This window comes from Ruegeria sp. O4 (genome assembly GCF_056535125.1).
Genome location: NZ_JBQERO010000026.1, coordinates 1 through 20,195, shown reverse-complemented (window position 1 = coordinate 20,195; position 20,195 = coordinate 1). Strand labels below are relative to the sequence as shown.

General features: G+C 54.3%; 21 protein-coding genes. 14 read left to right on the top strand and 7 right to left on the bottom strand.

Annotated elements, in window-relative coordinates:
• The first annotated feature begins 6 nt into the window (after positions 1 to 6).
• Together ACR0J7_RS19090 and ACR0J7_RS19085 are read left to right on the top strand one after the other, a co-directional pair.
• Entirely contained in the window at positions 7 to 363 is a 357-nt protein-coding gene (locus ACR0J7_RS19090; protein ID WP_282153365.1) for a hypothetical protein, read from the top strand.
• A complete protein-coding gene (locus ACR0J7_RS19085) occupies positions 356 to 1,588 on the top strand; it encodes an HlyD family secretion protein (RefSeq protein WP_480915291.1) in 1,233 nt (410 codons plus the stop codon). Before ACR0J7_RS19090 ends, ACR0J7_RS19085 begins: the two co-directional genes overlap by 8 nt.
• 152 nt (positions 1,589 to 1,740) lie before the next feature.
• Here the strand turns inward: ACR0J7_RS19085 and ACR0J7_RS19080 are convergent, their stop codons facing one another.
• Positions 1,741 to 2,022 (bottom strand): hypothetical protein, encoded by a 282-nt coding sequence (locus tag ACR0J7_RS19080; protein WP_480915289.1) that lies wholly within the window; start codon positions 2,020 to 2,022, stop codon positions 1,741 to 1,743.
• Between the two features lie 250 nt (positions 2,023 to 2,272).
• Here ACR0J7_RS19080 and ACR0J7_RS19075 point away from each other — a divergent pair, with 250 nt between their 5' ends.
• Together ACR0J7_RS19075 and ACR0J7_RS19070 are read left to right on the top strand one after the other, a co-directional pair.
• Positions 2,273 to 3,679 carry an efflux transporter outer membrane subunit gene (locus ACR0J7_RS19075; RefSeq protein WP_480915287.1) on the top strand — a complete coding sequence of 469 codons (1,407 nt, stop codon included), beginning with the start codon at positions 2,273 to 2,275 and terminating at the stop codon, positions 3,677 to 3,679.
• Positions 3,680 to 3,710: 31 nt separating this feature from the next.
• On the top strand, positions 3,711 to 4,706 hold the full coding sequence (locus ACR0J7_RS19070) for a helix-turn-helix domain-containing protein (protein WP_480915285.1): 996 nt from the start codon (positions 3,711 to 3,713) through the stop codon (positions 4,704 to 4,706).
• A 117-nt stretch (positions 4,707 to 4,823) separates the two neighbouring features.
• On the opposite strand, the gene ACR0J7_RS19065 is transcribed toward ACR0J7_RS19070, so the two are convergent.
• Complete coding sequence (locus tag ACR0J7_RS19065; protein ID WP_480478382.1) at positions 4,824 to 5,060, bottom strand: glycine zipper domain-containing protein; 237 nt, start codon at positions 5,058 to 5,060, stop codon at positions 4,824 to 4,826.
• 453 nt (positions 5,061 to 5,513) lie between these two features.
• Between ACR0J7_RS19065 and ACR0J7_RS19060 the strand changes: the two genes are divergently transcribed.
• On the top strand, positions 5,514 to 6,401 hold the full coding sequence (locus ACR0J7_RS19060) for a LysR family transcriptional regulator (RefSeq protein WP_480915283.1): 888 nt from the start codon (positions 5,514 to 5,516) through the stop codon (positions 6,399 to 6,401).
• 11 nt (positions 6,402 to 6,412) lie between these two features.
• On the opposite strand, the gene ACR0J7_RS19055 is transcribed toward ACR0J7_RS19060, so the two are convergent.
• Positions 6,413 to 7,279, bottom strand: a complete 867-nt coding sequence (locus tag ACR0J7_RS19055; RefSeq protein WP_480915282.1) for an AraC family transcriptional regulator — start codon at positions 7,277 to 7,279, stop codon at positions 6,413 to 6,415.
• Positions 7,280 to 7,367: 88 nt separating this feature from the next.
• Here ACR0J7_RS19055 and ACR0J7_RS19050 point away from each other — a divergent pair, with 88 nt between their 5' ends.
• The 9 genes from ACR0J7_RS19050 to ACR0J7_RS19010 are packed head-to-tail and all read left to right on the top strand — an operon-like array spanning position 7,368 to position 16,130.
• Positions 7,368 to 8,813 carry an aldehyde dehydrogenase family protein gene (locus ACR0J7_RS19050; protein WP_480915281.1) on the top strand — a complete coding sequence of 482 codons (1,446 nt, stop codon included), beginning with the start codon at positions 7,368 to 7,370 and terminating at the stop codon, positions 8,811 to 8,813.
• A 26-nt stretch (positions 8,814 to 8,839) separates the two neighbouring features.
• A complete protein-coding gene (locus ACR0J7_RS19045; protein ID WP_480915280.1) occupies positions 8,840 to 10,126 on the top strand; it encodes an ABC transporter substrate-binding protein in 1,287 nt (428 codons plus the stop codon).
• 8 nt (positions 10,127 to 10,134) lie between these two features.
• Complete coding sequence (locus tag ACR0J7_RS19040; protein WP_480915278.1) at positions 10,135 to 10,866, top strand: ABC transporter ATP-binding protein; 732 nt, start codon at positions 10,135 to 10,137, stop codon at positions 10,864 to 10,866.
• Complete coding sequence (locus ACR0J7_RS19035) at positions 10,863 to 11,573, top strand: ABC transporter ATP-binding protein (protein ID WP_480915276.1); 711 nt, start codon at positions 10,863 to 10,865, stop codon at positions 11,571 to 11,573. Before ACR0J7_RS19040 ends, ACR0J7_RS19035 begins: the two co-directional genes overlap by 4 nt.
• Positions 11,574 to 12,464 (top strand): branched-chain amino acid ABC transporter permease, encoded by an 891-nt coding sequence (locus ACR0J7_RS19030; RefSeq protein WP_480915274.1) that lies wholly within the window; start codon positions 11,574 to 11,576, stop codon positions 12,462 to 12,464.
• Complete coding sequence (locus ACR0J7_RS19025) at positions 12,461 to 13,462, top strand: branched-chain amino acid ABC transporter permease (RefSeq protein ID WP_480915272.1); 1,002 nt, start codon at positions 12,461 to 12,463, stop codon at positions 13,460 to 13,462. The genes ACR0J7_RS19030 and ACR0J7_RS19025 overlap by 4 nt, the downstream gene beginning before the upstream one ends.
• Positions 13,463 to 13,475: 13 nt before the next feature.
• The gene (locus tag ACR0J7_RS19020) at positions 13,476 to 14,255 is read left to right on the top strand and encodes a coniferyl-alcohol dehydrogenase (RefSeq protein WP_480915270.1); all 780 of its coding nucleotides are present in this window, start codon (positions 13,476 to 13,478) and stop codon (positions 14,253 to 14,255) included.
• A gap of 33 nt (positions 14,256 to 14,288) precedes the next feature.
• Positions 14,289 to 15,734 carry an aldehyde dehydrogenase gene (locus tag ACR0J7_RS19015; protein ID WP_480915268.1) on the top strand — a complete coding sequence of 482 codons (1,446 nt, stop codon included), beginning with the start codon at positions 14,289 to 14,291 and terminating at the stop codon, positions 15,732 to 15,734.
• Between the two features lie 9 nt (positions 15,735 to 15,743).
• Complete coding sequence (locus ACR0J7_RS19010) at positions 15,744 to 16,130, top strand: nuclear transport factor 2 family protein (RefSeq protein WP_480915267.1); 387 nt, start codon at positions 15,744 to 15,746, stop codon at positions 16,128 to 16,130.
• A 73-nt stretch (positions 16,131 to 16,203) separates the two neighbouring features.
• Here the strand turns inward: ACR0J7_RS19010 and ACR0J7_RS19005 are convergent, their stop codons facing one another.
• The 4 genes from ACR0J7_RS19005 to ACR0J7_RS18990 all read right to left on the bottom strand — a co-directional run bounded on the left by ACR0J7_RS19005 (position 16,204) and on the right by ACR0J7_RS18990 (position 20,109).
• Positions 16,204 to 17,418, bottom strand: a complete 1,215-nt coding sequence (locus ACR0J7_RS19005) for a cytochrome P450 (RefSeq protein WP_480915265.1) — start codon at positions 17,416 to 17,418, stop codon at positions 16,204 to 16,206.
• 145 nt (positions 17,419 to 17,563) lie between these two features.
• Positions 17,564 to 18,463 (bottom strand): SIR2 family NAD-dependent protein deacylase, encoded by a 900-nt coding sequence (locus ACR0J7_RS19000; RefSeq protein WP_480915264.1) that lies wholly within the window; start codon positions 18,461 to 18,463, stop codon positions 17,564 to 17,566.
• Complete coding sequence (locus tag ACR0J7_RS18995; RefSeq protein WP_480915262.1) at positions 18,451 to 19,317, bottom strand: protein-ADP-ribose hydrolase; 867 nt, start codon at positions 19,315 to 19,317, stop codon at positions 18,451 to 18,453. The genes ACR0J7_RS19000 and ACR0J7_RS18995 overlap by 13 nt, the downstream gene beginning before the upstream one ends.
• A 60-nt stretch (positions 19,318 to 19,377) precedes the next feature.
• Positions 19,378 to 20,109: a nuclear transport factor 2 family protein gene (locus ACR0J7_RS18990; RefSeq protein WP_480915310.1), complete on the bottom strand. Its 732-nt coding sequence runs from the start codon at positions 20,107 to 20,109 to the stop codon at positions 19,378 to 19,380.
• Positions 20,110 to 20,195 lie beyond the last annotated feature (86 nt).

The window sequence follows — 20,195 nt, the reverse complement described above, 5'->3', positions numbered from 1 at the left end:
TGAAAAGTGACACCGGATAAACACCCACTGGCCCATGAGCATCTTCCCGGCTTTCTGGCGCAGGCGGACGGAACCGACACGTTGTTCACTATCGTGATTTGGCTGGTTGTCATCCTGACGCTTGTGGTTGGCAACTTCTATCTGCGTCTACACGCACTGCCTGAACAAATGGCACATGCACAGAATAACACGCAGTTTCAGTTGATTACGGTACTGGCACTGATCGCCCTGTTTACCCACAACAACATCTTCTGGATTGCCGCCCTGTTGCTGGCAGCGGTGCAATTGCCGGATTACGGCGGCGCGCTGCGGGATATATCGGATGCGATCCGATCGGACAGAAAGGAGAAACGGGATGCTTGAGTTTCTCCTGTGTTCTCTGGTCACAATCCTGCCGGATTACCTGTTCCGACGCTATGCGCAGGGCAAACGCTGGGGGCAGGAAATCACGTTTCAGTCGATGTGGTACGAGCTGCGCTGGGGCATCGTCTCCTGTTTTGTCCTGACTGTGTCGTTGATCACAATGATCTTCTACTACCACCCCTCCACAACCCATGTGTCCAGCTTCTACCGGACCCTGACCATTCTGCCCGAATCCGGTGGGCGTGTCAGCGAAATCTACGTAGATAACCGTCAGCATGTCGAACAGGGCCAGCCGTTGTTCAAGCTGGATGATTCCAGTCAGCAGGCCGCAGTCATTACGGCCAGAAAGGCTCTGGGTGAGATCGCGGCGGAAGAGGCCGTTCTGAGTGCTGAGCTTGAAGCCGCCGAAGGGCTTATGCGTCAGGCCGAAGGATCCTTGCAGCAGGCCATTGACGAGTTGGAGACCAACAAGGAACTAGCGGATCGCAATTCGGATATTGTCGGAGAGCGAGAGATTGAGCGGCTTGAGCTGTCCGTAGCCTCACGTCAGGGTGCATTGGATACTGCCGTCGCCAACCGTGATGCAGTGGCGGCCACGCTGCAACAACTGATCGAAGCCAAACGTGAAAGTGCGCAGGCCCGGTTGGATGAGGCGCTTATCGCGCTGGAAAAGACCACCATCTATGCCGGTGAACCCGGCCTTTTGCAGCAATTTGCGTTGAAAGTCGGCGACTACGTGAACCCTGTACTCAGACCGGCTGGATTGCTGGTGCCTGACACCTTGGGTCCGGCCGAGTTCCAGGCCGGGTTCGATCAGGTCAATGACCAGATTTTCGAGGTCGGAATGCCAGCGGAAATCTCCTGCATTTCGAAACCCTTTACCGTGGTGCCCATGGTCGTAGCGGACATTCAGGAAGTGATTCCAGCCGGTCAGTTCCGGCCGACGGACCAGCTGGCCGATATTCAAGACAGGGCGCGTCCGGGAACGGTAACAATCATTCTGGAACCGCTCTATGCAGGCGGTGCGGATGGGATCAAGCCGGGCAGCAAGTGCATCGCCAATGCCTATACCAGCAATCATGATCGTATCGCACATGGTGATCTGGGGGGCGGGCAAAAACTGTTCTTGCACATGGTCGACACAGTCGGCGTTGTGCATGCCGTTATCCTGAGGATTCAAACCTTGCTATTGCCGGTTCAACGCCTCGTATTTTCCGGTCATTAGCAAAGGCTGGCGCCAACCGCCAACGAACTGCTGGGGGTTGGCGTCTTTCTTACATGGCAGCCTGATGTCGTCAGGAGCACAGCCATAGCAAAGAAAAATGCGCCGCAAGATTCCTGCGACGCACTGAGAGTGAGTGGTGTTGAAGAGAAAGCTTAGCCTGCTTGGCGCTTGTCCATTTTGCAGTCGACCTTGTCGAGGCCCAGCCCTTCGCTCTGACGGCAATCCTGGCGCATATCCTGGCGCCCGTCACGCGTGTCCTGCCGATCGTCGCGGCGGTCCTGGCGGTTGTCCATGCCGGCGGTATCCGCGACCTCATAGGATTCAGAGGCGAAAGCCTGAGGAGTGGAGTCTGCGGAAGTTGGGGCAACCGACGCAGAGGCCAGAGTGGCGGTCAGAACAAAAACGGCTGCGGTGGAGAGAGTTTTGTTGAACATTTGGTTTTCCTTTCCTGTGAAACTGTTTCAAGGCCGGTGTCTGGTCTGGCCTCTGATGAACCCAAGATGTCAATTCCGGGGCAGTTCCGCTTGTGCCTTTGGGACAGAGATGTGCGAATTTGGGACATGAAGGCGCGTTCTGGGAACAGCGGCGTTGTTCGGCATGAGATATCCGACATTCGAACGCACCAGGCCGTCAGCCAAACTGCATCTGAAATACGACAAGCAATTGAGATAATTCAGGAAACAAATGGATAGGCGAAGCTTCTTTAGATTGTTTGGAGCCCAAATCATCACTCTGTCCGGATGTACGGTTGGTGATGATTTTGTTAATCCTGAAAAGGAGGTGCCGGATCAATTTTTGGGAACTCAGAACGAAGCTTCAATCGCCAGAGCACAGACGAAATGGTGGCAGGCCTATGGCGACGCCAAACTCAATAGGCTTGTTGAATTGGGGCTAAAGCAAAACCTGGATATTCGTCGGGCGGTCGCGCGGATTGAACAGTCCCGGGCGATATTGGATGGTGCGGGCTATCCGGTTTCAGGAGCGACGCGAGTATCCGAAGTACAGGCTTCTGCAGGAGGGACCAACGGGCGGGTGAACAGCGGCTTTGTCCGAGCCGAAGCAAGTTGGCAGCTTGATCTTTTTGGCAAGTTGAAGCGTGAGAAAGAAGCAGCTTTCTACCGGTTGGAAGGGGCTTATGCGGATGCGAACGTGGCGCGTATCACGTTATTGGGCGAATTGACGACTGCCTATATCGATGCACGCTTTTTTCAGGAGCTGATCCGTATCAATCATCGAGTGGTTGCGTCGCGGGAAAAGACATTGGACGCGACGCTTCGCGCGCAACAACGCGCTGGGGTAGCGCAACCTGAGCCTGATGGCGGCGCTGAAATTCCGATTGTCACTGAACTTGATGTTGCCCAGGCCCGAACGCTGGTTGCTACGGCGCGCGCGGAACTGCCAGAAACCAAAATTCTGTTCTTCAAATCTGTTTCTCGTGTCGGAACGCTGTTAGGACAAGCTTGGGACCGACCGCGCGAAGGATTGGACCGGACTGCGCCTCAACCCGTTCCCTCAATCTCGAGCCTCAGGACCGGGGTACCCGCCGATTTGGTGCGAAGCAGGCCGGACGTTCTGCTTGCGGAAAGCCGATTGGCGGAATCTGTCGCACTTGCAGGTGTGGCAGAAGCAGATCTTTACCCCGAACTGCGTCTGACCGGGAACATCAACATCAACTATTCTGGAGACGATATTCTGCCAACAGCTGGCTTTGCCCGGCTCGGACTGGATGTCCCGCTGTTTGATCTGCCCGAGCGGAAATCGCGGGTCCGGTTTCAAAAAGCACGAAGCGAGGAATTGCTGGCCGCTTGGGAAGAAACGGTTGTCGAAGCCGTCGAAGAAGTTCAGGATTCCCTGGTCAGTCTGAAGAACCATCAGGAAGCGGTGCAATTCACAACCGAAGCCATCCGCGAGCTCAATGAAGTGCTGAAACTGGCTCGCAAGGGTTACATCGAAGGTCGCAGCAGTTTCTTGCAGGTGCTGGATGCAGAACGCGCCTTGCTTGCTGCGGAGAATGCTCTGGCGTTGGACAGGCGCAATTTTGCCGTAGACTTTGTTGACCTGAATGTTGCTCTTGGGGGGTCTTACAGGTGACTTACATTTATATTTTTTTTCCGGTGCTTCCATGATCCCGAACAAGAACGAGCGGTTTCTTCATATCTGCAAACATGTCGAAGCTGAGCTTGGCAATGCCGCATATTCCAGATTGCTTGTGGGCGTCGGGCTTGTTTCGGGCAGGGTGGGCGAAATGCAGGTCAGCGCCATGCAGGAAGCCACTTTGCTGCGCAACGCGTGTCAGGCCGCAGATGACATTACTCTGGCCGCCCGGATCGGGATTGCATTCAGACAGGCCAGCACATTGACGGCTTATATCGCCCGAAGTTCGGCCACACTGCGTCAGGCAATTGAAAACGGTGCGCGTTTCTACAGTCTTTCAGACTCATCGACAGAGTTCGTCCTCAAACAGGACAGCGGCCACGATGTCATGGAGGTTGTAACCCCCGAAGGTGCATTGATGCGGTATCACCGGTTTCAGGAGTTTCGGGTCTTTGGGCTGTTGGCCCGTCTACGTGCGATAGCAGGGGCCGATTTTTTTCCGGAAGAACTTTGCCTGCGTCACGAGGGTGGTACGGATGCGAAAGCTTTTGAAAAAATAGCGAATTGCTCAGTAAGATTTGCCTGCCCGTTCAATGGCATCCGCTTCAAGCCAGGCGCGCTGGACCGGTCGATTCCCGGTTACGATCAGGACCTTGTCGCGTATCTGAATGAATTGGGGGCCGAACGCCTGCGCAAAGTGGGGAAGGTGAAACAGAGTTTCAGGGCACAGGTCGAGGCGCTGGTGATTGGCAGATTGCCGGGGCGCATCCTGACAGCGGATGAGATCGCGTCAGAATTGGGGATGAGCCGTCGCACACTGACCCGGCATATGACGCAGGAAGGAACAAGTTTTCGGCAACTTGTCGAAGAGTTGCGTTTCGATCTTGCCAAGACCTATCTGAGGGACGGGCTCAATATTTCTGAAATCGCATTTATTCTGGGATATGGTGATCATGCTGCATTCTCGACGGCGTTCCGCCGCTGGGCTGGGCAAAGCCCCAGTGCTTTTCAGAAAAACCGCTGAATTGCTTTTGACAACAAACCCCGGCAGATCATGTCCCGACCCGGTTTGAGGCAACGGGCCGGAATTTTCCAGCCCGCCTGGAATGGTCCAGCGTGTCTAGGCGTTGTTGTATTGGGTTCAGTGGTCCTTGTGATGGCTTTTACCGCCTTTGTTATTGTCGAAATCGTCGTGACGATCTTCAAAGTCGTTCTTTTGCACCGCACCAGCTACTGCCCCGACAGTGGCACCAACAACAGCGCCTTCTGCGGCGTCACCGCCAGTGGCTTCGGCAACGACTGCACCTGCAACAGCACCTCGGACAGCTTTTTCCGCGACAAAGTCGGCTTGTGCCGACAAAGGAAGTACCAGAAGCATTGTGGCGGAGAGAGTGGAAAGAAGAGTGAATTTAGTAGCGTTTATCATGGTTCCAACCTTTCTGACTGTGGCGTCCTTCGTGTCCGCCTTCTGACACTCAATTTGAGGAAAGTCCGGTGGAATTTCTTGTGATATTGGGGCATGAATGTGTGATTATGGGACATCCAAAAACACTGAGCGTGTTGCGCTGCGGGGCGATACTTCACCTCTAACCACTGCACCAACAACGAATACTATATCTCGAGTATCGCTTGACCAATTGCTCAGCGGGTCATCAAGTATCTGATGCGAACTCGTGAAGAAGAAAACTGAGTTGGTCTGTCCGTATTTGCTGTCCAGTTCTTGCCTTCGTGGTCGTGAGGCAAGCGCGGTCATCGAGGTTGATCTGGTATCGAAGTTGTTTTGGCATTACCAGAAGCCAGTTGGTGATAATCGATCGAACGGAGAACCGGCATGGACAAAATTGACGGTATGCGGGCGTTCGTCGCCGTCGTTGAGACCGGTTCGTTTATTGCTGCGGGAAAAAGGCTCGGCATCTCCAACAAGCTCGTAAGCAAATACATCGGCATAATCGAAAGGCATATGGAAGTTACTCTTCTTCATCGAACCACTAGAAGCCTTTCGTTAACCAACGAAGGCCGGACCTATCTAGAAGGGTGCCGGAAAGTGCTAAGTGAATGCGATGCGCTGGATCTGATGATGGACCAAAGCGGCGGCTTCTCAGGATTGTTGAGAGTAACTGCACCTTTAACTTTCGGAGAGACCTTTGTGGTAGGTGCAGCCATCAAGTTTATGACAGCTTACCCGGATGTAATCGTCGAAATCGACATGTCCGATAGGCATGTCGATTTGGCTGAAGGTGCGTTCGATGTTGCGATACGAATGGGACCTTTGAAGGACTCGAGTCTGATTGCGCAAAAACTGGCGAGTTCAGAATACCTGGCCGTCGCCTCATCTTCGTATATTGAAGAATTCGGGTCTCCTGCCCATCCCAACGACTTGCAGTCACACTCATGCATCCGTGACGCGAACAATCCAAACCCCAACAGATGGCCCTTTCTTATTGAGGGTCAGATGATGCAGGTGCCCGTCAGCGGGCCTTATATTGCCAACAGCCCACCTGCCTGCCTTGCTCCGGCTTATGCGGGCAAAGGGATTTACCATTGTCCGGAGGTTTTTCTGGGGGATGATCTGGTTTCAGGAAAGCTGGTGCGCGTTTTGGAAGGCTTCCAGTCAAGAAAGATCGATGTGCATGCAGTGCATATTCCGACGGCGTTCAGGAATCGCAAGGTGGTGGCGTTTATCGAAACACTACGGGCTGAATTGAATCACCATTTGTAAGCCTAGCCCGACTAAGGCCAGTCGGAAAATCCCTGTTTGAGCTCTGCGAGGTTGTCGCCTTCTGGACGGGAAACCACTGCCCGGTAAGCTCCTGGTGACAGTTCGGTTCGCCTTTTGAAGAAATGGCTGAAACGTGTCGCGTCGGCAAAACCGAGATCCGATGCAATTTTCTTGAGCGGGTCTCCGGTTTTCTCCAGTCGCGCTTTCGCCTCGGCCGTGAGCCGCTCATGTACCAGCTCAGCGGGGCTGCGCCTTGTCTCGCGTTTGCAAATACGATGAAGGCGGTCATAGTCGACGCCGAGTTCTTCGGCATATTGGGGGACGAGCCAATGGTCGCGGTAATGTAGCTCAACCAGATGTCGGAACCGCCTCAGAATGCTGGTTTTCTCTAATGCTCTATCTGCAGGGTCGGGGCGATGCACCCGAAGTGCTTGAATGAGGACGATCCGCAAATAGGCGGCCAGTGACATCGGAGATCGGGCCTCGGGATCAGTCAGCTCGATCTGAAACCAGTCCAGCAAGGCGTTAACTTTCAGAACCCTGTTAGCATCAGAAAGCCTAACATCGAACGGATGCTCAACCAGCATGCGCAAATGGACAGATTCCGCCTTGGCCCCAAGTGCATCTGCCAGGAGCGATTCACTCAAACCCAAGATTTTCATCTGTGCCCCAGCCCCGGTTTGTAGACGAGGTCGGTTGTGCGCTGGCCAAAAGCAAAGTGCCGGTCCTTCTATTTCACGCTCAGTATCCTTCCAGCTCAGCACACCGGAATCGAGCATTAGAAGCGTGGCGAAATTACGCGGGTGGCGGATACGAATCGTCCGCTTGTGAAGTGCCTCTTTTTGATGATCGAGTACCGCGTAGTCCTGAATTTGCATATTTACCCAAAAAATTAACAATGAATGCCCAAAATTTCACATTTTATGTGATAATCTATTCGGCATAATTGTCAATAGGAGGGCTGGCATGTCCAGCAGACAGGGTATGAATTCACCAACTGAAATAGCATTTGCGCGCAAATCCCGTGTTTTGGAGCGGCACAGTCCGTCTACTGGAGAAACGGTGAGCCGTGAACCTGCCATCGGTGTTGAAGATTGCCAGAGTATTGCGAGTCGGGCCGCCGCTGCATTCCCCGGCTGGTCGTCACGTCCTACTTCAGAGCGTGCTCAACTTCTTGTGGCGGCCGCAGATATTCTGCAGGGAAAGGTGGATGAGTTTGTCGCTTCCCAGTGCGATGAAATCGGAGCACCTATAGATTGGGCGCGTCACAATGTCAGCTTTGCAGCTTCCATGTTGCGGGGCGTAGCTGGTTATGCGGATGAAGTCGACCGCATAGAAGACATTCCCGATCAGGAGGGAATAACCAGCCGGACCTATAAGGAACCTTGTGGCGTATGCTTGGGGATAGCTCCTTGGAATGCACCCATTATTCTGGGGGTGCGTGCCGTCGCTGCCCCTCTTTTGTGCGGCAATACCGTTATTCTCAAAGGCAACGAATTCGCACCAGGAACCTTTTGCAGATTGGGCGAGGTGTTTCATTCCGCCGGAATACCTGATGACGTACTGCAAATTGTTCTGACTTTGCCCGAAGACAGCGAAACTGCCGTCGAAGCACTGATCAGATCGCCAGTCGTGCGCCGGGTCAATTTCACAGGGTCAACGCGGGTAGGGCGTCGGGTTGCCGAACTTTGTGCAACCAACCTGAAGCGCTCGTTACTGGAGCTGGGTGGTCAGGCAAATCAGATTGTGCTTGACGACGCGGACATTGATGCAGCGGCCGAAGCGGCGCTGATTGGCGCATTCAACAACCAGGGCCAGATCTGCATGTCGACTGAGCGATTGATTGTCGCGGAAGGTGTTGCGGATGAATTGATCGAAAAGATCGAAGCCGGGCGCAAAAAGCTTGAAGTCGGAGATCCGCTCAAGAACAGCACGGATGTCGGTCCTGTGATCACCATGGCGGCAGCCGAACGTCTTTCCCTTTTGATCAGTGACGCGGTCTCAAAAGGAGCCCAGTTGGTTGGCGGCGGCGGTATCCGCGGATCGTTTGTGGAGCCGACGTTGATAGATGCCGTCGAAGCCGACATGCGTCTTTACAACGAAGAGGTTTTTGGACCCATCTTGTCTGTCACGCGCGTGAACGATGACGCAGAAGCAATCACTGTTGCAAATGACAGCGAATATGGGCTTGCTTCGTCGGTGTTCTCTTCCGACGAAAAGCGCGCCTTTGATGTAGCCGGTCAATTGCACACGGGCATTTGCCACATCAACCGAACTACCGTCCGCGACAACCCGCATGCGCCTTTTGGCGGTGTGAAAGCCAGTGGGTTTGGTCGCTTCGGCGGGCGATGGGCTATTCAGGAATTCACTGAACTGCGCTGGATCACCAGCACATCTACCGGGCCGGGATAGGGCTCAGTCACCGAAAGGAGAGGAAAATGTCCGTTCATCTTTCACGCCGAGGTCTATTGATCGGAGCCGGGGCCGCGATCGGCACTTTTACCATTGGCCGAACAACGGCGTTAGCCCAGTCAGGCGAAATATTGAAAATCGGTTTTATCAGCCCAATTTCCGGCCCTCTGGCCGGATTTGGCCAAACCGATGGATATGTTTTGGAAAAGGTGCGTGAAGCGCTGTCAAGCGGTGTGACGATTGATGGCACCGGGTATGCGGTCGAAATTCTGGATCGCGATACTCAGTCCGACCCTGCACGTGCCGGACAGCTTGCCCGAGACCTAATCAACAACGAGAACATTGACATCATGATTGCGGTTTCGACCCCAGAAACGATCAACCCAGTTTCGGACGCATGCGAGGCTGCCGGGGTGCCCTGCATTTCCACCGTTATGCCGTGGGAAGCCTGGTATTTTGGCCGCGGCGCTAAACCCGGAGAACCTTCGCCGTTCAAATACGGTTACCATTTCGGTTTCGGTGTGAACGAGTTTTACGAGGCCTATATCTCTCAATGGGATCTGATCGAAACCAACAAGAAAGTTGGCGTGATGTATCCCAACGATGCGGATGGCAATGCCATTCGCGCTGCTTTGGCACCGCAACTTGCCGCAGCAGGGTATGAAATCGTCGATCCCGGTGCCTATGAAACTGGTACTTCGGACTATTCGCAGCAGATTCGTATGTTCCGTGATGCCGGTGTTGAAATCTTCAACACGTTCCCGATCCCACCGGATTTCGCAGCCTTCTGGCGCCAGGCAGCGCAGCAAGGTCTGCATCGGCAGATCAAGATTGTTCAGGTGGCAAAAACGGGTTTGTTCCCGTCTGACATCGAAGCACTTGGCGGGCTGGGTGAGAATATTGCGAGCGCAGCGTACTGGCACTGTGATTTCCCCTACACTTCGCCGGTCACCGGTCTTAACGGGAAGGCTTTGTGCGATGGGTACGAAGCGGCAACAAGTCGACAGTGGACACAACAATTGGGAGCATCCCTTTCCGCCTTTGACGTGGCCATCGCGGCATTGAGCGCATCGGGCAGCCCAAAAGACAAAGAGGCAGTAGCCGCAGTCATGCCGACCCTGAAGGCCGATACAATCGGTGGTGTGGTTGACTTCAATTCCGGGCCGGTTCCGAATGTAGCCTCTGGCCCAATCATTGGCACCCAGTGGCAGAAATCTAAGGGTGACAAACACCAATTTGACTATGTCATCACCGAAAATGCGACGGACACCAACGTTCCGGTTACCGGCACGTTGATTCCATACAACGGGTGAGGCCAATCATGACGTCTTCATCCACCGTACTTCGTTCGGACGGTATTTCGATGTCGTTCGGGGATTACAAAGTTCTCAGGGATATTTCGCTGGACTTTCATCCGGGTGAAATTGTGGGTGTTTTGGGTCCAAACGGGGCCGGGAAAACAACCTACCTGAATCTTCTGACGGGAGCCCTTCGGCCAACCGGTGGTTCGGTTCATCTGATGAACGAAGACGTCACCGTTCTTGATACGGCGGAACGCTGCCATCGCGGGCTGGGGCGCACCCATCAGGTGCCCCGCCCTTTTCTGGGGATGACCGTGTTTGAAAATGTTCTTGTTGCGGTTGAGCACGGCCGTAACGAGATGCCGGATGATCCGGTAGCGACAGCGTGGGAGGTTCTGGAGGAAACCGGTCTGTCCCATGTCGCGAACCGCCGTGGTGAGACTTTGGGTCTTCTCGATCGCAAACGACTGGAGCTGTCGCGCGCTCTGGCGACAGACCCGAAGGTCTTGCTGCTTGATGAGATCGGAGGCGGGTTGACGGACACGGAAGGGGACGACTTAGTCGCCTTGGTTCGCAAAATTCACGGGCGCGGCGTCACCATCATCTGGATCGAACATATCATGCGTTTGCTGATGGAAACCTGCAGCCGATTGGTCTGCATGGCCGGTGGTGAAGTGATAGCGGATGGGGAACCACAGGCTGTCATCGACTCTCCGGAAGTGCAGGTCGCCTATTTTGGAGCAGCAGCATGAGCACGCTCGAAGTTTCCAATATCGTGGCCGGTCACGGACAGTTGCAGGCGGTACATGGGGTTTCCCTGACCGCCAGACCGGGTGAAATGATCTTTGTGGCCGGTGCCAACGGCGCGGGAAAAACGACGTTGTTGCGGAGTATTGCCGGGGATCACAAGGCAACCTCGGGGAAGGTGGTGCTGTCCGGAGTCGATATTTCGGAGCTGCCAGCGCATCATCGCGCGAGATCGGGCCTGTCCCTTGTGCCGGAAGGCCGGCGTTTATTCCCGCAGATGACCGTGCGGGAAAACCTAATGCTGGGTATGTCCACGAGCCGGGAGGGGCCTTGGACCGTCGAAGCAATCTATGAAGCCTTCCCGAACCTGGCCAAGCTGGACAAATCCTCGGCGGGCAAACTTTCGGGTGGTGAACAACAGGCGGTTGCCATTGGCAGAGCCCTGATGGGCGATCCCGTTGCCGTCATGTTGGATGAAGTTTCACTCGGACTTTCACCTGCTGCGGTTGAATTGGCCTATGACGCGCTGAAACAAGTGCGCGACATGGGACTTGCCATTGTCGTGGTCGAACAGGATCTCTCCCGAACTCTCAATACAGCGGATGACATCATCGTCATGTGCGAAGGCAACGTAACACTACATGCGAAGCCTTCCGAAACATCTCTGGAGCAAATGGCCTCGGCGTCGTTTGGGCATGAGGAGGGCCACTAAATGACTTCGCAACTAATCAACGCCATTCTGCTCGGCGGATACTACACCGTTCTGGCTATTGGATTGGCCTTCATGTACTCGGTGATGAATATTATCAATCTGGCCCATGGCGCGCTCATCATTCTGGCGGCGTTTGGTCTGCTGGTCCTGAGTTCAAATCTCGCGATTTCGCTTTATCTCGCTATCATTATCATAATTTGCGTAATGTTCGGGCTCGGGCTGTTTCTGCACCGGTTTGTGCTGTCCAAAGCCTCTCAGGGAGGTGAACTGTTGCCCCTTCTGGCAACTTTCGGCATGGCGATCATTCTGGACAATCTGATGTTTCAAGCGTTCGGCGCGGATAGCAATTCGCTTGCGCCTTTGGTCGGAGATCTGTCCTGGGCGTCGTTCGAACTGTCGGGAAACATCTATATCGGTCAGATCAGTGTCTACATTCTGATGGCAGCGATAGCGACGATTTTCGCGTTGGAATGGTTGCTGAACCGGACTGATCTTGGGCGGCGCATTCAGGCGACCAGCCAGGACCGGGCCACTGCATCGCTCTTGGGTATTGATACAGGCCGCACGCTGGCCATCGCCACAGGCATTGCACTTGCGACCGGGGTTCTGGCGGCGGCGGCACTTGGCTTGCGCAGCGCATGGGGCCCATATGACGGTTCAGCGCAGCTGCTATTCGCTTTCGAAGCCGTGGTGATTGGCGGGCTGGGGTCCATGTGGCGCGTGATGGCGGGAGCGATGACCCTTGCGATTGCCCAATCCATCGGCGCGATGATCCACCCTCAGGGCTTTCTGATTTGCGGGCACCTGGCATTCCTTGCAGCTGTATTTATCCGCTTGGGCGGCAACGGTTTCAACTTGCCCGGACTTCTTGGAAAAGGAGCGCAGACATGAACACGACCGCCAAATTGACTGTGTCGCGCGGTGGTGCCACCGCAAATTTGACCATGATCGCAATGATTATTGCCGTGGTTGCGCTGGCCGCAACACCATGGGTTTTCGGTGTCGGGGGAAGCGGTCGGGCTGTGGCGCTGCTGGTCTATGTTTTGCTGGCGGTGATGTGGAATGCACTTGCCGGGTTCGCCGGGCTGGTTTCGATCGGTCAGACACTGTTCTTTGGCACAGCGGCCTATGCCACCATTCGATTGGCGGATGCCGGGGTTGATCCCTATATTGCCATTCTGATTGCTATAGCATTCGGTGCCGCACTTGGATGGATAACCTCGCTGTTCATGCTTTCGTTGAAGGATGGTGAGTTTGCAATTGGTATGTGGGTTCTGTCTTCTCTGGCGCATCTTTGTGTGAACCTTGACCCACTCATTCAGGGCGAGACCGGCACATCGCTGATTTCACTGAACGCATATGATATTCAGACCCGCAGCACGATTACACTGTGGATGGCTTTGGGAATTACAATTGCTGTATTCGTCATTCTTGTTGTGCTCCTGCGTAGCCGCACAGGCGCTGCCATTACCGCCATTCGCGACGACGAAATCGGGGCGCGCTCGGTCGGTGTGAATGTGATGAAGACGAAACGCATCGTCTTTGTTCTGGCCGCAGCGGGAACTGCAGCAGCCGGCGCCATATGGCTGGCCTCAGCGTCAAACTTTCAACCGCGCGCCTTCTTCGGAGTGCAGTGGACGGCGTACATGCTCTTCATGGTGCTTGTTGGCGGGCTTGGCCGGATCGAAGGCGCCATCATAGGGGCTGTGCTGTTCTTTGTGATCGAAACCGTCTTTGCCGCCTATGGCGCCTGGTACCTTGTCGGGCTTGGGGCAGTGGCCGTGTTTTTTGCTTTGTTCCTGCCCAAAGGGGTGTGGGGCTGGATTGGTCCGCGTCTGCCGGGAGAGGCAATTCCAACCGGCTATATCGTCAAAAAATCAAACACATGATGAGGAGTAAGACATGTTGAAGGACAAAACTATTATTGTAACGGGTGTCGCCTCTGGAATTGGCGCGGAAACTGCGGTGCAACTGAAACAGCATGGCGCAAAGGTCATCGGCGTCGACCGGAACGAACCTTCGGTCGAACTGGATGCCTTTCATCAGGTGGATCTAACGGATGCAACCGGTGTGGCAGATCTGATCGAAACGCTGAAGGGCTATAACGCCGATGGCTTGGCCAACATTGCAGGGGTTCCGCCCACGGCACCGCCCGAAGTTGTCGTCACTGTAAATCTTGTGGCTTTGAAGAAACTGACCCTGGGTCTGGTCGACAGTTTGGCGGATAATGCTTCGATTGTGAATCTGGCGTCACTGGCCGGGATCGGCTGGGAGGGCGAGGTTGCCAAGATCAGGGCGACCAATGATTTGGATTTTGACGGTGTCGAGGCCTTCTGCAAAACGCATGGTATCACCGCTGAAAATAGCTATTTCTTTGGTAAACAGGCGCTTGTTGCCTGGACGCATGAGAACCGCTGGACGTGGCGTGATAGGGGTATTCGTATGAACGCAGTCAGTCCGGGGCCAGTAGATACACCAATTTTGGGTGATTTTCTTGAGACGCTTGGGGAACGCGCGGAAGAGGACATGCGTATCATGGACCGCCCGGGCACGGCCAAGGATATTGCACCGATTGTAGCCTTTCTGCTGTCCGACGGATCCGTCTGGCTGCGCGGCACCAATATCGCAAGTGATGGCGGAATGCGGGCCAATATCGACGCAACGAGCAATGGGTTGAACTGAGCGCCACAAACAATCTGATTTCAGGAGAGTAAGATGAACATTTCAATGTTGATCAACGGAGAAGATTTGCCTGCGGAAAGCGGTAAGACATTCGAGCGCGCTGACCCGGTCACTGGTGAGATTGCCACCGTTGCTCCGGCAGCGGGCGTGAAGGATGTCGAAAAGGCGGTACAGGCAGCGGCCGACGCGTTTCCGGCATGGTCAAAGACAAGCCCAGCGGAAAGGCGCGGCCTGTTGTTGAAAGCTGCCGAAGCTATAGAATCCAATACCTGTAAGATTGTTGATGCCATGGTTGCCGAAACCGGTGCCACGTCAATATGGGCCGGTTTCAATTGCATTCTAGCTGCGGGTATGCTGCGCGAAGCTGCGTCTCTAACAACGCAGATATCCGGCGAGGTCATCCCGGCAAACAAACCCGGAACGCTGGCAATGGCGCAGCGCAAGCCATTGGGCGTCTGCGTCGGAATTGCGCCCTGGAATGCGCCGGTCATTCTGGGCACACGCGCTGTATCCACCGCGATTGCTTGCGGAAACACTGCCATTCTTAAAGCTTCGGAACTGTGTCCAGCTGTCCAGCTTGCCATCGGTCAGGCCTTTAAAGACGCAGGCTTTCCGCCCGGCGTGATGAATGTGATCACCAATGCGCCAGAGGATGCACCCGAAATTGTTGGCGCCCTGATTGACGATGTGCGAGTGCGGCACGTGAATTTTACAGGTTCAACTCACGTTGGTCGTATCATCGGGGAACGTGCTGCCCGTAACCTAAAACCTGCGCTGCTGGAGTTGGGAGGAAAGGCACCGTTGATCATCCTTGATGATGCTGATGTGAACGCGGCCGTAAACGGGGCGGCGTTCGGGGCGTTCATGAACCAGGGACAGATCTGTATGTCGACCGAGCGGATCATCGTTCAAGACCGGATCGCAGATGAATTTGTCGAAGCGCTGGCAACCAAAGCTTCCAACCTTCCCGCGGGCAATCCGCGCGAAAAGGTCGTGCTGGGTTCGTTGGTAAGCTCACAAGCCGCAGAGAAAATGGATGACCTCATCGCCGATGCAACCGGTAAAGGCGGTAAAGTCGTTGCGGGCGGTAACCGCAAAGGAACCATCGTCGAAGCGACATTGATCGACAATGTTACGCCAGAGATGCGGATTTACAGCGAAGAGAGCTTTGGCCCGGTGAAATCAATCATTCGCGTCAAGGACGACGAAGAAGCCATCCGCGTTGCCAATGACACGGAATATGGTCTGTCAGCCGCCGTTTACGGCAGCGATATTACACGTGCCATGTCAGTGGCCGATCGCATCGTATCCGGGATCTGTCATATCAATGGACCAACCGTTTCAGATGAAGCGCAGATGCCGTTTGGTGGAGTAAAAGACAGCGGGTACGGTCGATTTGGAGGCCGTTCCGGGATCGATGCGTTCACTTCGGTTCGGTGGGTAACAATCGAAGATCCAAATCAGCATTTCCCATTCTGAGGAGCCGAAATGACAAACGATCTGGAGCAAAACAAAAAGAATGTCATCGCGTTTTACGAGATGATGTTCAACGATTGCGAACCGACTAAAGCCATCGAACAATATGTCGGAGATGAATACATCCAGCACAACCCGGATGTTGAAGACGGAAAGCAGGGTTTCATCGACTATTTCATCAAGATGGCCGAAGAGTATCCGGTGAAGTCAGTCGTCGTGAAACGCGCAATAGCCGAGGGCAATCACGTCGTGCTTCATTGCCACCAGATCTGGCCAGAAGGTCTGGAATACGCGGGAATGGACATCTTTCGTCTGGATGGAAATGGCAAGATTGTCGAACACTGGGACGTCCTGCAAGTGATCCCCGACCACGCCAGAAACGATAACGGTATGTTCTGAACTTACTGACCCGGACCCGGTTGTCTTTCGATACGAGAGATTCCGGGTCCGGTTCTTCGATAAGAGATACGCGTTATTGTGTGCGACGGTGCTCTGCCCTGCGCTCTACACGGAGCTTCAGTGTTCTGAGCCCGCGCCCCTCATAACCCGGTTCCCAATCGGGTTGTTCAAACAGGCTGACGGTCGAAAACTCTGATACCAGACCCTGAAGCGCCACCGACATTTCCATCCTTGCCAGTTGCGCGCCGGGACACGCATGCATGCCTGCTCCGAACGAGAAATTGCGTGTGCGCCCCTCGCGGGTGATATTGAAACTCTGAGGATCTTTGACAACCGACGGGTCCCGATTAGCACCTGGCACAAGCGCATAGGCAACATCCCCTTTACGAAACTTCAGGCCCTTGTACTCAAACTCTCCGGTTGCCTGATGTGGAATGGCCCATGGAAGCGGGGCGAAACGCATACCCTCGTCAACAGCGCGCAGCGCAAGACCGGGATCCGCTCGGAGTTTTTCAAGTTCATCAGGGTGTTGAAGCAACGCCAGAAGGATCAAGGGAAGCTGTGTCCGCGTTGTATCCACCCCGGCCGAGGCCAGTTCGGCGGACAAATAGACAATCTCATCTTCAGACATTCGATCGCCGTCAATTTCGGCCTGAATAAGTTCGCTGAACAGATCCTCGCCTGGATTTTTACGGCGTTCAGACAGCAGATCGCGCAAATAGGTGTGAATTCGGCGATTGGCTTCTTCGACCTTTTCTATCCCGACACCGGTTTGGAGGGCATCCAGCTTGCGACCACCCACCTTGATCCAGTCGTTCAGGCCTTCTGTTTCCACGTAAGGTACGTCAAACATTGGCCCCAGAACCCGTGAAGGCAAAGGGTCGGCCAAGTCCGCGCAAAACTCAACCTCTCCTGTGTCAGGAAAAACCGCTGTCAGATCCCTGGAAATCGCTTCGATGGATTGGCGCATCCCGTCCACGATCCGATCCCGTAAAGCGATTTTGACCAGCCGTGATAGGCGATCATGACCTACCCCGTGCATATTAAGAAGTTCGTGATCAATCGCTTTTTTCAGGTAGGGGCTCTTTGTTTCGTCTATCCCTTCAAAATAGAATCGGAAATCCCTGCATTTGAATATCTCTGCAACGTCTTCCTGATTGTAGAAAATCATCCCTCCATCGGGTGTGCGTGCATAAAAGGACTGTGCCCTCAAATGTTCGATAAACCCGTATCTGTCCTGTTTAAACTCTTCCGCATCAAGAGCCACGGTCATGGGGGTGTCTGGCATCTGTGTAACTCCGCATTTATGGATTTCTCGTCGTATCGAGAACAGGTCGCCGCACGCGCTGTCAGGTACCAATTGAACGGCACCTGGATGCGTGGGGCTCGTTTGACCGCCTGTGACCAGTCGGATCTTTCTCTCCGATCCCCTTTCAACGGCAACCGAAAGCCCCCCGGAATGAAGTCAATGCCCGGCTCGATTTGGGCATTTGCTCTAAGGTGGATTCCCGTGCTTTCAATAGTTGAGCCAGCGCCTGATCCGCTGTTGCTTGGATCGAAACCGTTCCTTTAGGGCCGTTCGCGTGGTCGCGGTTGATGCGGATCAGCGTGGCATTTGGAAGTTGCGCAGCAATCGTTTCCATCGGCACCCGTATCACACCAGGCGTGTTGAATCCTGAGCCAATTTCGATCAGGGCAAGCTTCTTTCCTTCCTGTTCCGAAAGCCACTTGGTAAGCCGTCGCGCCTGCGGCCTGTACGGGTCTTCCACAAACCAGTTGCCGCCGCGCACATTCATGAATACCTGCCCACCACATCGGGGGCAGGTTGGCAGCGTATACGGATCTTCGATCATCTGCGTTTTTTGGTTCACATGCGGGAGCATTGCAGCAACGAGAGGCTTCCCATCCCATGTGCCGTCATGGCAGCGGTTGAAACACTGGAATCGTTCATAGTCACCCTGGGGCGTGAAAATCTGCTCTTCGGCAAATCCGTTCTTGTGGAAGTATCGATCAACATTTGAGGTCAGGACGAAATACGCCTTGCCACCTACAATGGCGCGCAAATTTTGATAAACCTCAGTCGATTGCGCTCTGTATACATAGTCCAGCGCCACCGAATAATATCCCCATTTCAACGCTTCGTCAGGAAAGGGATATCCCATCAGCTGATATTGGTACCTGGCCCCGTATTGCAGCATGCCCGGAAAACGTTCAGCGAAGTCAGCTTCGCTTGTATAATCAAGCCCCGCTGCAGCAGACAATCCCGCGCCTGCACCTATCAGAATCGCGTCCGCATCCATCACAAACTGCGCTGCTTGCGTTATCGCTTCCATGACGCAACTTTCCTTTCGTAGATCTGAGTGGCTGCATCGCCGAATGTATTGAAAACGACGTGTTCTAAAGTTCCTTGATGGGCTTGCAGCCAATCCGAAACCGTTCGCAAGGCGACGCCAGCTGCTTCTTCTGGCGGGTATCCAAAAACGCCTGTCGAAATTGCGCAAAAGGCAAGCGATTTTACCCCGGCTTGTGCCGCCAGAGAAAGGCAAGACGTGTAACAACTCGCTAATTGCCGAGCTTGCTCAGCTGTGGATCGATGGTTTCGGACGATGGGACCAACCGTGTGCAGCACGAATTTTGACGGCAAGTTGTATCCGCGCGTGATTTTAGCTTCGCCTGTCCGTTCATCCCGACCTTGTAGGGACATGATCGTGGCGCAATCTTCGCGCAACTGAGGCCCGGCGGCACATTGTATGGCGTTGTCAATGCAAGCATGAAAAGGTTGGAAACACCCCAGCATCTGCGCGTTTGCAGCGTTAGTTATCGCATCAATCTTTAGTGTCGTGATGTCGCCGTTCCAAAAGCTGATCAATTCGCCAAAAGGGCAGGGGCCAGCAGTACGTGGCAGAGACGCCGCATCCACGATGTCCTTTTGCGTTAATTCAGATTGTAGCAAACGATCAACAGAGTTTGTCAATTCATCCGACAGCGCTCCGGTCGGTCGCATTGTAAGCGCAGCCTGCACCCATCGTCTTTTTTCTGCCGGAGAATGGGGGACTTGATGGCGGCTGCAGAATTCGCGGGAGGCTGGATCTGCTTTGATCGCTGACACGGCATCTGTCAGATAGGCAGCGCCGGATGCCGGCACAAAGGGCACTCTTAGTTTGATCAGATCAGCATATTGCAGCATTGCTTTGCTCCCTGATGGTGCCTCCCGGCGAATGTCGCCAGGAGGCATAAGGTTCGGATGTCAGAATTTTCCGTTGTTGTGGGCCATTTCGGACGGGATTTCGGAGGTCGTGTCCCAATGCTCTACGATCTTACCGTCTTCGACTCGGAACAGGTCAAAGAATGCTGTCGGTGCGCCGCCCAGAGTTCCTTCTGAAGCCGTGAAAACGAAATTGCCTTCTGCCACAACAATTGGTGTATCGGTGTAAACCATTGAGATGCCGTTATCGGCCATTGCGGCCAATGCCGATCCCAGCCCGTCCAGGCCGTCAGCGATGGCCGGGTTGTGCTGAATGTATGTTTCAGCAGAGATAAAGTCCGTAATGTTGGATGCGTCGCCACCTTGCAGAACGGTTTCAACAAAACTCGTTACCAGAGCTTTGTTTTCCGCCGTTTTGTCGAGATCGGAGATCTCGGCCGCACCGTCTGTCATGGTGTGACCAGACGGGTTTGTTTTTCCTGGTACTTGCAGGTTGTCCCAATGCTCAGCCACTTTGCCGTCCTCGACACGGAATACGTCGAAACCGACGAGAGTTTCAGCTCCAAAGGCCTGAGCGTTGTGGTACGTGTTATGCAGGACAACCAGGTCGCCTTCTGCAATGACACGGTGTGTTTCGGTTTTCAGACCACTTTCCTGCAATGCGGGTATGAAACCCAGAATTGACGCTGCGCCGGTGGGAACGGCGGGATTGTGTTGAATGTAGTTGTCAGCCAGCAACTGTTGTGCCGCATCCGGGTCGAAGTTGGTGAAAATGGGGTCTGCTCCGGCTGAGTGCAGAATGACACCTTAAGCGCTGAGCACGCGTTTCCCATATTCTCGCAGGTTGCCTTTGGGATCGA